The organism is Peribacillus sp. FW305-BF15, from assembly GCF_058783805.1.
This window is the reverse complement of the sequence record NZ_JBYSYV010000014.1, coordinates 132,709-143,007: the sequence shown is the minus strand read 5'-3', so window position 1 is coordinate 143,007 and position 10,299 is coordinate 132,709. Positions and strand designations below refer to the sequence as shown.

12 protein-coding genes and 9 tRNA genes are annotated in these 10,299 nt (G+C 42.8%); 18 read left to right on the top strand and 3 right to left on the bottom strand.

Annotated elements, in window-relative coordinates:
• Nucleotides 1-84 precede the first annotated feature (84 nt).
• The 10 genes from AC3WLU_RS16540 to AC3WLU_RS16495 all read left to right on the top strand — a co-directional run bounded on the left by AC3WLU_RS16540 (nucleotide 85) and on the right by AC3WLU_RS16495 (nucleotide 2,028).
• Nucleotides 85-160 (top strand) — tRNA-Phe (locus AC3WLU_RS16540).
• A 7-nt stretch (nucleotides 161-167) separates the two neighbouring features.
• Nucleotides 168-243: transfer RNA gene (locus AC3WLU_RS16535), tRNA-Thr, on the top strand.
• A 16-nt stretch (nucleotides 244-259) separates the two neighbouring features.
• Nucleotides 260-343: transfer RNA gene (locus AC3WLU_RS16530), tRNA-Tyr, on the top strand.
• Between the two features lie 9 nt (nucleotides 344-352).
• Nucleotides 353-426, top strand: a tRNA-Trp gene (locus AC3WLU_RS16525).
• A gap of 17 nt (nucleotides 427-443) precedes the next feature.
• Nucleotides 444-519: transfer RNA gene (locus tag AC3WLU_RS16520), tRNA-His, on the top strand.
• A gap of 35 nt (nucleotides 520-554) precedes the next feature.
• A tRNA-Gln gene (locus AC3WLU_RS16515) sits at nucleotides 555-629 on the top strand.
• Between the two features lie 3 nt (nucleotides 630-632).
• Nucleotides 633-707 (top strand) — tRNA-Gly (locus AC3WLU_RS16510).
• 9 nt (nucleotides 708-716) lie between these two features.
• Nucleotides 717-790, top strand: a tRNA-Cys gene (locus AC3WLU_RS16505).
• A gap of 8 nt (nucleotides 791-798) precedes the next feature.
• Nucleotides 799-879, top strand: a tRNA-Leu gene (locus AC3WLU_RS16500).
• A 219-nt stretch (nucleotides 880-1,098) separates the two neighbouring features.
• Nucleotides 1,099-2,028: a tyrosine-type recombinase/integrase gene (locus AC3WLU_RS16495; RefSeq protein ID WP_492597588.1), complete on the top strand. Its 930-nt coding sequence runs from the start codon at nucleotides 1,099-1,101 to the stop codon at nucleotides 2,026-2,028.
• Between the two features lie 32 nt (nucleotides 2,029-2,060).
• Here AC3WLU_RS16495 and AC3WLU_RS16490 read toward each other — a convergent pair whose 3' ends face one another.
• The gene (locus AC3WLU_RS16490; protein WP_492597587.1) at nucleotides 2,061-2,288 is read right to left on the bottom strand and encodes a helix-turn-helix transcriptional regulator; all 228 of its coding nucleotides are present in this window, start codon (nucleotides 2,286-2,288) and stop codon (nucleotides 2,061-2,063) included.
• A 360-nt stretch (nucleotides 2,289-2,648) separates the two neighbouring features.
• Between AC3WLU_RS16490 and AC3WLU_RS16485 the strand changes: the two genes are divergently transcribed.
• The 3 genes from AC3WLU_RS16485 to AC3WLU_RS16475 are packed head-to-tail and all read left to right on the top strand — an operon-like array spanning nucleotide 2,649 to nucleotide 4,774.
• Nucleotides 2,649-2,969 (top strand): hypothetical protein, encoded by a 321-nt coding sequence (locus AC3WLU_RS16485; protein ID WP_492597586.1) that lies wholly within the window; start codon nucleotides 2,649-2,651, stop codon nucleotides 2,967-2,969.
• A gap of 12 nt (nucleotides 2,970-2,981) precedes the next feature.
• A complete protein-coding gene (locus AC3WLU_RS16480) occupies nucleotides 2,982-4,133 on the top strand; it encodes an FtsK/SpoIIIE domain-containing protein (protein ID WP_492597585.1) in 1,152 nt (383 codons plus the stop codon).
• The gene (locus AC3WLU_RS16475; RefSeq protein ID WP_492597584.1) at nucleotides 4,133-4,774 is read left to right on the top strand and encodes a hypothetical protein; all 642 of its coding nucleotides are present in this window, start codon (nucleotides 4,133-4,135) and stop codon (nucleotides 4,772-4,774) included. The genes AC3WLU_RS16480 and AC3WLU_RS16475 overlap by 1 nt, the downstream gene beginning before the upstream one ends.
• A 129-nt stretch (nucleotides 4,775-4,903) precedes the next feature.
• Here AC3WLU_RS16475 and AC3WLU_RS16470 read toward each other — a convergent pair whose 3' ends face one another.
• On the bottom strand, nucleotides 4,904-5,755 hold the full coding sequence (locus AC3WLU_RS16470; protein ID WP_492597583.1) for a hypothetical protein: 852 nt from the start codon (nucleotides 5,753-5,755) through the stop codon (nucleotides 4,904-4,906).
• 117 nt (nucleotides 5,756-5,872) lie between these two features.
• Nucleotides 5,873-6,118 (bottom strand): helix-turn-helix domain-containing protein, encoded by a 246-nt coding sequence (locus AC3WLU_RS16465; protein WP_492597582.1) that lies wholly within the window; start codon nucleotides 6,116-6,118, stop codon nucleotides 5,873-5,875.
• Between the two features lie 143 nt (nucleotides 6,119-6,261).
• Between AC3WLU_RS16465 and AC3WLU_RS16460 the strand changes: the two genes are divergently transcribed.
• The 5 genes from AC3WLU_RS16460 (at nucleotide 6,262) to AC3WLU_RS16440 (ending at nucleotide 10,180) form a co-directional block, all read left to right on the top strand.
• On the top strand, nucleotides 6,262-6,528 hold the full coding sequence (locus AC3WLU_RS16460) for a hypothetical protein (protein ID WP_328150562.1): 267 nt from the start codon (nucleotides 6,262-6,264) through the stop codon (nucleotides 6,526-6,528).
• A 65-nt stretch (nucleotides 6,529-6,593) separates the two neighbouring features.
• Entirely contained in the window at nucleotides 6,594-6,833 is a 240-nt protein-coding gene (locus tag AC3WLU_RS16455; RefSeq protein WP_492597581.1) for a hypothetical protein, read from the top strand.
• Nucleotides 6,834-6,892: 59 nt separating this feature from the next.
• Nucleotides 6,893-7,270: a hypothetical protein gene (locus tag AC3WLU_RS16450; protein WP_492597580.1), complete on the top strand. Its 378-nt coding sequence runs from the start codon at nucleotides 6,893-6,895 to the stop codon at nucleotides 7,268-7,270.
• An 813-nt stretch (nucleotides 7,271-8,083) separates the two neighbouring features.
• Complete coding sequence (locus AC3WLU_RS16445; RefSeq protein WP_492597579.1) at nucleotides 8,084-9,280, top strand: DEAD/DEAH box helicase family protein; 1,197 nt, start codon at nucleotides 8,084-8,086, stop codon at nucleotides 9,278-9,280.
• 12 nt (nucleotides 9,281-9,292) lie between these two features.
• Nucleotides 9,293-10,180, top strand: a complete 888-nt coding sequence (locus AC3WLU_RS16440) for a hypothetical protein (protein ID WP_492597578.1) — start codon at nucleotides 9,293-9,295, stop codon at nucleotides 10,178-10,180.
• Nucleotides 10,181-10,299: the final 119 nt, after the last annotated feature.

Below are 10,299 nucleotides of genomic sequence, written 5' to 3'. Positions count from 1 at the left end.
CCGTGGTGTAGCGGTTAACATGCCTGCCTGTCACGCAGGAGATCGCGGGTTCGATTCCCGTCGGGACCGCCATTTTTATTGTTTGGCTCAGTAGCTCAGTCGGTAGAGCAAAGGACTGAAAATCCTTGTGTCGGCGGTTCGATTCCGTCCTGAGCCACCATAGTAGTGCCGGTGTAGCTCAACTGGTAGAGCAACTGACTTGTAATCAGTAGGTTGGGGGTTCAAGTCCTCTTGCCGGCACCATGTTTCATCCATATGCGGAGGGGTAGCGAAGTGGCTAAACGCGGCGGACTGTAAATCCGCTCCTTCGGGTTCGGCAGTTCGAATCTGCCCCCCTCCACCATTTTATTACAGGGGTATAGTTTAAAGGTAGAACAGAGGTCTCCAAAACCTCCAGTGTGGGTTCGAGTCCTACTACCCCTGCCAATTTTAATTATATAATGGCGATTGTGGCGAAGTGGTTAACGCACCTGATTGTGGTTCAGGCATTCGTGGGTTCGATTCCCATCAGTCGCCCCATTTTAAAAAATATGATATAATGATTACAACGTTAATGGGCTATAGCCAAGCGGTAAGGCAACGGATTTTGATTCCGTCATGCGAAGGTTCGATCCCTTCTAGCCCAGCCATATGCGAAAGTAGTTCAGTGGTAGAATACAACCTTGCCAAGGTTGGGGTCGCGGGTTCGAATCCCGTCTTTCGCTCCAAAAAACGTTGGCGGCATAGCCAAGCGGTAAGGCAGAGGTCTGCAAAACCTTTACCACCGGTTCGATTCCGGTTGCCGCCTCCAACATACATGCCGGTGTGGCGGAATTGGCAGACGCGCACGACTCAAAATCGTGTTCCTCTGGAGTGCCGGTTCGACCCCGGCCACCGGTATCACATACGTTAATATAAACGTCGATTTGACGGCAATCTACCCGCAATGGTAGGTCGCCGTTTTTTCGTTGTTGCGCACGATTTTGTAGGTTAAAGTCGTACGCGGCGAATCGTACGCGCTGTATCGGGTAATTAACCGTACTGGAGTGGCGAAAATTGGCGAGAAAAAGAAGGAATAACGATTTAGCAACGGAGGATATTTCGAAACTGCGTGGGAGCATGCGGTCAGATTTCCTCGACTTCGACGACGCGCTAGCGTTGTTTTTGAAGGACGGCGAAATAAGAAATATCCGCGAACATACGATACGATACTACCGGAATGAACTTTCGTCATTTCGACGCATATTAGACGATCAAGACGTTACGACTTATCCCGGTGAGATTACGAAGGATATTATTCAAGAGAACGTCATTCTTTATTTGCGCGATAAGAAAGGTCTTAAAACAGTATCTATAAATACGAGGCTACGTGCGATCCGTGCGTTCTTTAATTACTTATATAAGAACGACTATATCCCGGAGAATCCCGTTAAGGCGCTGAGCTTAGTTCGCGATAGGAAAGACGTAATCGCAACGTTCTCGACGAAGCAGTTAAACGACATACTCGGAAAGCCCGATTTAAAGACGTTTACAGGCGTTCGGGATTATACGTACATGTTATTGCTGCTCGAAACTGGCGTACGTGCTAACGAACTTGTAGGCGTCGAGGTGAGTGATATTAAGTGGGAGGAGTCAACGATGCTCGTCCGTAATACGAAAGGGTACAAGCAGCGTTTTGTTCCGTTGTCGCCGACCATGAAAGATACGCTCCGCCGTTACCTTTCTATACGCGGATCCATAGTCGATTGTAATGCGTTATTTGTAACCGTAGACGATACACCACTGACGAAGCGCCAGGTACAATCGCGTATACATGATTACGGCGAGCAGGCGGGCATTAAAGACGTGCGATGCAGTCCGCATACGTTCCGACATACCTTCGCGAAGATGAGCGTTAAGAATGGCGCAGGGATATTTGAGCTGCAACAGATACTGGGGCATACTACGTTTGATATGGTAAGGACTTACGTTAACCTTTTCGCGGATGATGTAAAAGAGCAGCACCGGAAGTTTTCTCCATTAAATACGTTAAAGAAACGGAATTACTAAGAAAGCGTCACCTTCGGGTGGCGTTTTTTTTGTTATAAATCAAAAAAGTCATCGCTGCGAGCATCCGGGTCAACTTGACGAATAGCCTTCATTATCTTCTTTATTGTCTGAACGGTAGGTTCTCGTTTGTCTGCGCACAGTTCCGATATAGTGGTCCGGCTAACTTTCGATTTCTTTATCAGCCATTCCTGCGATATTCCCCGATCATCTAGCCAGCGACCTAATTTCGAACGCGGTTTACCTCCGAATAATCCAAACATATTAATCTTCCTTTCATTCGCTTAGTAGGATCAGTTATGCCCGCCGATGAAACAAGTTATACTTACCGGCGGATAAAATTATTTTCGCGGACAAGTAAACGTGGACAATCGGTAAGACATAGGCTACTAACATGAAAGCAACATAGTTGAAAAACGGTAGCGCCATACTATCGAATATTTTCATTTTCAATTTCGAAACAGATTCAACTTATTTACTTAAGTACACTTATACGGGCTATAAAGCCAGTGTAATAGGAATCTGGAAACCTGTTAAGGAAGGACCGGAGGGAGAGAGTTGGGAGGGGGTGCGGGGGAGGGTAGAAACTATTCAAATAATTCAAATAAACGGAGATGAGCGAAATGTTTAGAAAACAACAGCTAGAAGTAATCGACATCAAAACATTCATGGCGGGGACATACCGGAAGCCGAAGCGCCTTAATACAAGCGTGTACGGTTTCATGCCGTCCATAACGGTTAGTAGCTTTTTATCGCCAGACGTAGCCGGCATATATGCGGTCGTATTGGGTGTATTTGCTATCGGTATGCTATCGCATTGCTTGGAGAATTTCGCAGCGAGTTCGGGCCGTGAGGAGCTTGCGTGGGCTATCGAAACAATGACGAGGTTAGCTTTTACGATTGGCGGATTCAGTTCCATCGCATGGTTCTTATTATCACTTTGAGGAGGGAATCGCATGATAAAAGAATTTTTGTATAAATCGAAAGCGAAAGCCGAACTAATCAAGGCGTTTCGGAGTGCCGAGCTTCATAAGACGTATAAAAGTAAAGGCGGGACCGAGCGCACTATATTTCCGCAAATACACGACATACACCTCGACAAAGTAAATAAGACGCTCCGATATACGTTTACTTTGCTTAACGGAATGGATCCGAAGGAAGTAAAAAAGAAAGAATTTGTATTCCGTCAGCACTTTGGCCGGTCAATTTCCCTTGAAGGCGATTTAAAGAAATACGTTCTGACCATTTACGCGACCTCAATGCCAAAAGAGCTGCCGTACAAAGTCGAAGGGGTACGCGAAGCTGTTTCGCCATTTACCCTCGGCATCATCTGCGGGAAGGACCGAAACGATCAGTATAATGCGTTCGATTTATTAAAGCAGCCGCACATCCTGATTGCTGGCGAAACTGGCTCCGGTAAATCCACGCAGCTACGTTCTATATTAACGACGCTTATCCTCACTAAAAAACCCTCGGAATTAAAGTTATACCTCGGCGATTGTAAGAAATCGGAGTTCCATATTTTCCGCAAAGTGGAGCACGTTCAATGCGTATTGAGTAGCGCAAAGGATATCGGGAAAATGTTACGCGGTATTAAAAAGGAGCTGGACGAACGGAGCGACTTGACGGAGATATTCGAAGTTGGTCACGTCGACGACCTTCCGGCAGAACATCGCAGACCTTACCTAGTCGTATGTATTGACGAATTTGTAATGCTACGTAAGGACGAAGAGATAATGGATATCCTTACGGAACTGGTTGCCATCGGTAGAACTTTGGGCGTCTTTGCCGTCCTGTCCATGCAACGTCCAAACTCGAAAGTTCTCGATACGACAATCCGTGCGAATCTGACCGTCAGTATGGGCTTTAAACTGCGCGATGTTATCGAGTCGCGGATCGTTAATACGCCAGGGGCCGAAAAAATCGAAGAGGTCGGCCGATTTATAATGAACAGCGATAAGCTTTACGAGCTGCAGGCGCCATACCTGACGATTAAAAAGGCGAAGGAGCTCCTTAATCCGTTCGTAGTGGCGAAAGGTCCCGTAAAGGAAGTTACGCCAGAGGAACCGGCCAAAAAGGAATTAACGGAGAAGGACGTGTTTTATTGATGTCGTTGACTAACCGAGATAAGCAGATAATTAAGGCGCTCGATAAATTTAGGGTGATGGATCGTGATTCTATTGCGGAGTTATTCTTCGCAGGCTTAAAGAGTCCGAAGGATGCGGCGAATAATGTCTTGCTGCGGTTACTTAGGGACGGAGAGATACAAAGGTCGACCGCCTTTATTCCGTATTGTTACTTCGGTCCAAATATACTGATGAAGCAACAAAGCCAAAAAATCGGACACTTCCTCGCGATATTAAACGTTTATAAAGAGATGCTGAAGCTTGGCGACCTGGAATCGTTTTTAGTCGAGCCGAAGTATGGACGGAAAAAGGACGGATGCTGTGAGCCGGACATATACGCACACTTTCGGCGCACTCCGTTTTTTATCGAGGTGCAGAAAACCGTTTATAGCACGAAGCAAATGGACGAAAAGCTCGAGCGCTATGTCCAGCTATACGAAAGTGGAATCATAGCGAAGCCCTTTCCGCATGTACTTATACTTTCGGATCAGCGCTATGCAATCGACGATATTTACCCTTTCAAGGTCTTTCAGAGTGAATCGTTTACGGAGTTTGTGGCATCGCTGAAAAGTGCGCCAGTAAGTAGACCGAGCGAACGTGGAGTACGAATCGTTGTTAAATAAAAGGCTTTGTTAAAGATTAAAGTTGATTTTCGAACAAATAAAAGAGGCCACCTATTAAGTGGTCTTCTTTAGTGTATCCTATGGAACTAACGTTACCGGTTAGTTGATTAAGACTTATCTGATAAAAGACTAATTAATGTGACTTGTTAGGTCATGAAATTGGTCATGGTGCTTTTGTAGTTCGTTTCGCCACATTTCCACAGTTTCGGGAACAACTAGTTCCATTTCGCTTAATAGATCAAGAATAAATACGTGAGCAGTAGCATTAAGCTCTTCATATTTAGCACTTCCAACACCTTCTCTACTATATTCAGCTAATTTGAAATCATCAAAATTTTTTAGTATGAACTCTGATCTTTTTAGTAAAGACTTATTACCTTTTATACTATTTTCAATTTCAATTAAAGACCTAAAAGCACAATTTACAGCTAGTTCGTACAAACCAAGTTTAAATAAAATAAGTAAAAATTGGGTGAAGAAAAAAGTGCCTTCTAATTCCACTTTTTTTAGTTTAGATAAAGTTTTATTGATTGATAGATACTCTGATAAAAAAGCTGAACATAGTTCTGTTCTATGCAACAATGTAATAATTTGTTTTGCATTATATTCACCGTAGTTATAATTACCAAATTTTTTCGCATTTTCATATTGCATTATTAAATCATGGTTAGCATATGAAATGTTTTCTCGAATGACATTTTGTACATTTATAAAGAGTTGATTAGTGTCTTCCAAGTGAATTCCAAAGGGATTAGGAACATACTCCTCACTGAGATTAAGATTAGCTGTTTCAATTGCTTTTTCGCGCTCACGATACAAATATTCAATAATTTTAAATACTAGGGGTGAATAAAGGTGTTGTAAACGTTCTTTATTATACTTTTCATTTTCTCTCCTTTGTGAGTATATATGGGCTAAAAATTGGCCTATGAATGCAGCTATAAACGCTCCAGTAACTGTTATGGCAGGTGTCCAATCCATCTTATATCTCCTTAAATTATTTCTACTAAATTAAAAATACACTGAAAGGATATAATTTACAATAGATGAGATAGTGCGCCGTCCAATAACAGAGCCAAATAAAAAAGAGGATAGCCGTCATTGGCTGTCCTCCTCTTTGTGTTCATTTATTTCGAAAAGTTCTTCTATCGTAACGTTTAACGCTTTACTGACGGAAACCAAGACATCTATGTCATAGCGTGATTGGCTATCGAAGCGACTAATTGTCGGCTCGGTAACTCCGGCAAGCGCTGCCAATTCCTTCCCGTTAATCCCCTTTGCCTTGCGTATTTCATTCATTTTTGGCTTAGCTTTAAACCGTGTATTCTTTGATTGATTCGCCATCAGAACCACTCCTTATAATTACATATTACACATTAGAAATTTTTTCGTCAATAAGGGTTGACTTTCTGATTACTAATTAGTAATATAAAGACAAGAAATAAATTACACATTAGTAATTAGTAATAAAGAAGAGGTGTTAAGTTATGAAGGTTTTCGTAATAGCAACTGGCGATCCGTGCTGGGAAAACGAAGTATCTGACTATCCGATATTTGGCGACAATTGGACAGTTCAAGTAGAAGAGGGTTTCCTTATTTTTAAAAAACTAACCGGCAAGCTGGCGAATGGTATACCCGTACTTGATATCGGACTATGTCCACGGTTTGAGATTGTTTGGGATAAAGGAATTCCGGACTTGGACTGGTTGCGTGGAGCTACGTTTTTAGAGGCAGTAGAACAATTAGCAAAGTAAAAGGCCCGCAAGGTACTGCAATACCTAACGAGCCAAAAACAAAAATATTCTGGAGGTTATTATACATGAAAAACTCTAAGAGAATCACGGTAACTTACTTATTTGAGGGAAAGATTTATCCAACGGAAAATACACCTGGCCTTCTTTTATCAGGCGATAAAGTTTTCGTAACTGACGAACGGTTAGCTGTTTATAAAGCAACTCCAACAAGCGACCCGAACGTTTATCTCGTTAATTTGGACGTAAATGACAATGATTATTTAAAGAATTCGGGCCCTGTAATGGAAGCTATAGGCGCCTGCTGAAAAAATAAATAAACGGCACGGCTACGGCAATAGTCGCCATTACGAGAGGGGAAGTCGGAATGAGTATATCAGAGAAATTCTACGGTGAGATACACGGATTATTTAGTGAAGTAAGGGCGGCGTACGAAAAGTTAAACGGGCTACAGTCCGCACTAGACCGCAAGGTATCGGCGATTTACCATGATATCGAGAAAAGTGGCGAGTTCTCGGAATCGGAAGGTAACGACTACGCAAAGCATTTAAAGGTAACGTTACAGCAACGACGCGTAATAAAAGATGAGCTCGTTCGGTTACAGCCGGTTTATCAAATGCTTCGGTCCGAAATCGGGAAAATGGACGATCAATACGACCGTGCAGTCCGTAAGAGCAGCGAAATTACTCAGTCGCTTAATGTGACGATGAATATAGAAGACGTGTTTGCCGCGTTAGAAGTATAATAATCGGCTGGCACCGGTTATCTAAGTAAAGGCCGATCGTGCGGCAACGCGGTCGGCTTTTGTTATATTCATAATAACGCAGGAACATTTGTTCGTAAATGCTAAATAAAAAAAGTAGCGCGGGATTAGTTTTCGAACTGTATAGATAAATGTAGGGTGCGCGGATTACTCTGCTCATTCTTAAAATTATTTGTAAGTTTTTTAAAAAAAAGTGGCGTAAACAGCTTACCCGTTCGTCATATATGTAAAGGGGTAAAAATAATTATCCGAAAAACCGGTCCGAAATAGCATCTCGCGCGACATATTTTTTATAGATTCAAATTTATTTACTGAAAATGTGCTCCATTTCGTTTGCTCTGGCGGCATTATTTATATAAATATAAAAAAATTTTGGAAAGTGACGGCGAAAGTGGGGTACTCGCGCCTATATCTATATGTAGGTTTTTTTTTCGAAAGCCCAAAAAAAAGAGGTGAAAAGTGTGAATTAAACCACTAAAAGACTGCAATCCGACAAAGAGCGTGTCGACTTGCCTACCTATTATTTTATTCGGCTATCTCTTACGAAAGTAATATACGAAAAAGGGATAGTTGGCGTGAGTGAGCCGTAGGCGAACAAAGCGCAGTCTCTTATCTTTTTACTTACGGAATTAAGACGGTGCATTTAAAAGTGCACGCCTACCTCCGTAAAGCCCGTCATATCAAAGTTTTGAACGCAATTCCTTATAGGGAGTATACGTAAAAGTGCACGCCTTTATTTAACGGAGTAAGGTTATTGCCTACTAAAACAATCGGAATTAACTAGGGGGAAACGGAATGAAAAAAGTAAAAGTTATCGACGCAGTAATGGGCGCAGGAAAGACTACGTTTATGTTGGATTATATCGACGAGGCTCCGGTACATCAGAAGTTTATCTATATTACGCCGTTTTTGGACGAAGTGGAACGCGTGAAGAAGTCGGTCAAGAGCCGGAAGTTTGTTTCGCCGACTAACGCCGTTGAAGGTGGCCGTAAGTTAACAAGCCTTAAACGTCAGATTGAAAACGGGGATAATATCGCAGCTACGCATTCCTTATTCGAAATGGCAGACGATGAATTGATCCAGCTACTCGAAGCGTCAAACTACTCATTAATACTGGACGAAGTTATGTCTCCGATTTCAAGGGCGTCCGTTTCGCCGTCTGACATGCGGATCCTACTCGAAAAGCACTTTATTCGTATAGAAGAAAACCGCGTTGAATGGATCGCCAGCGAGCTCGAGTATGAATACGGGAAGTTCGATGATATCCGGCTATTAGCGAAGGCAGGCACGCTTTTTTATCACCGTGACAAGTTTCTTATTTGGGCGTTTCCGTCCGAGGTATTCCGTGCGTTCAGCCAGGTATACGTAATGACATATCTTTTCGAGGCGCAGATTCAAAGTTATTATTTCAAGCTATACGACATCCCTTACGAGTTAAATAGTATCCAAGACGGCCAAATCGTCGCGTATGACCACCGTATCGATAATCGTGGGGAGTTATTCAAGCTAATCGACGTATATGAGGGCGATCATAACAAGCACGGGGAAGCACGCACGGCATTATCTAAAGGCTGGCTCGGTCGCCGAGATGAAAGCGAATTAGAAGCGATTCAAAAGAGCATTTACTCTTATGTTCGCCGAGTTGCAAAGGCGAAGTCAAATGACGTTCTATGGACGACGTTAAAGGACTATCAAATTGATTTCAGTGGAAAGGGCTACTCGAAAGGATTTACGGCGCTGAATCTTCGGGCTACTAACGACTACTCGGACCGGAACACGTTGGCCTACGTTTACAATCGGTTTATGAATCCGACTGAATCGTCTTTCTTTCAAGATAACGGCGTAACGGTTAATGAGGACTTACTCGCAGTAAGCGACTTATTACAGTGGATATGGCGCTCACAAATCCGGAACGGTCAGCCTATTAATTTATATATACCGTCCAACCGTATGCGCGGTTTGCTTAAAGCTTGGTCAAACTACGAAATTTAAGGGGGAAATGGAATGGAAAACGCTAAAATCAGAGAAATGATTAAGAAGAACCCCGAAGGCCTTATCGATGTAATTGGGGAACGCGTCAAACACATTAACTATTTAGAGGATCCACGCCGGAATGACCTGCTGGACTATATCGCCGCAAAGGTTAGTAGTCAAGTTACGCCATATCTTCGCCTGGCACGTAAGGCTAGACGCGGACATTATCCGAAATGGGTCGAGTTTCAAGAATTGCTGCAGTATTTCGGAGTCTCAGAAACGCTAACCAGGGCGAACAACTACGGGCCGATGCCGGAAAGGGTTAAAAATCATTGGGAGTCGGAACGTGCTCTCGCCTTGGAGGATTATATATTCTTTTTTAACGTGCTGCACAAAATCGAGGATGACAAAAAACGTAGGCTATTCGAGGAGAGTTTCGGTGAGTGGGCACGGCCTGCATTACGGTATGCCTTCGAGAAAGCAGACGTGGAGAGATCGGATAGAGAATTAGTTTCGTATATTAGTAAGGCGTTCCATACGTCTTTCCTTGAAGCTAGGGCGAAAAGCCAAGGTATGAACCGTAGAAGGGTTAACGGTAAATGGGAATATTATTACGTTAAAGAAGTGAACGATTTCGATTTTACTGATAACGATGTGATGCAGTGTATTTTTCAAACAAACGGCAATTTCCCGGACTTGACGAAGATGATCCCACTTTTAACTAAGCCGCAAGTAAGGTTATTAATAAATCTAAACAATATAGTCAGAGACGACGTTTCACAGTTAACAGAGGAAGAATTTTACGCTAAATACCCGCACAACCGAATGAATTATCGCCAAACTTCTGAGGCAATAGGTGTTTCCTATGAGTCATTTGTCAAGAACATTCAAAGGATGAAAGCTCGCTTAGGGAAATAGGTGTCCAATATTAACCTATACTTAAGGTAAGTAGGGAGATAGAAAGAGGCAATTATTTATTATTTAATATTTTAAAAAATGCGTTCCAAGGCCATCCGGCTAAGGGCGCTTATTTGCGT

Coding starts and splice junctions, on each gene's coding strand:
- AC3WLU_RS16480 (WP_492597585.1), top strand. CDS start 2,982: ATGATAAAAGAATTTTTGTATAAATCGAAAGCGAAAGCCGAACTAATC.
- AC3WLU_RS16465 (WP_492597582.1), bottom strand. CDS start 6,118: ATGGCGAATCAATCAAAGAATACACGGTTTAAAGCTAAGCCAAAAATG.
- AC3WLU_RS16450 (WP_492597580.1), top strand. CDS start 6,893: ATGAGTATATCAGAGAAATTCTACGGTGAGATACACGGATTATTTAGT.
- AC3WLU_RS16455 (WP_492597581.1), top strand. CDS start 6,594: ATGAAAAACTCTAAGAGAATCACGGTAACTTACTTATTTGAGGGAAAG.
- AC3WLU_RS16470 (WP_492597583.1), bottom strand. CDS start 5,755: ATGGATTGGACACCTGCCATAACAGTTACTGGAGCGTTTATAGCTGCA.
- AC3WLU_RS16495 (WP_492597588.1), top strand. CDS start 1,099: ATGCGGTCAGATTTCCTCGACTTCGACGACGCGCTAGCGTTGTTTTTG.
- AC3WLU_RS16485 (WP_492597586.1), top strand. CDS start 2,649: ATGTTTAGAAAACAACAGCTAGAAGTAATCGACATCAAAACATTCATG.
- AC3WLU_RS16460 (WP_328150562.1), top strand. CDS start 6,262: ATGAAGGTTTTCGTAATAGCAACTGGCGATCCGTGCTGGGAAAACGAA.
- AC3WLU_RS16445 (WP_492597579.1), top strand. CDS start 8,084: ATGAAAAAAGTAAAAGTTATCGACGCAGTAATGGGCGCAGGAAAGACT.
- AC3WLU_RS16490 (WP_492597587.1), bottom strand. CDS start 2,288: ATGTTTGGATTATTCGGAGGTAAACCGCGTTCGAAATTAGGTCGCTGG.
- AC3WLU_RS16440 (WP_492597578.1), top strand. CDS start 9,293: ATGGAAAACGCTAAAATCAGAGAAATGATTAAGAAGAACCCCGAAGGC.
- AC3WLU_RS16475 (WP_492597584.1), top strand. CDS start 4,133: ATGTCGTTGACTAACCGAGATAAGCAGATAATTAAGGCGCTCGATAAA.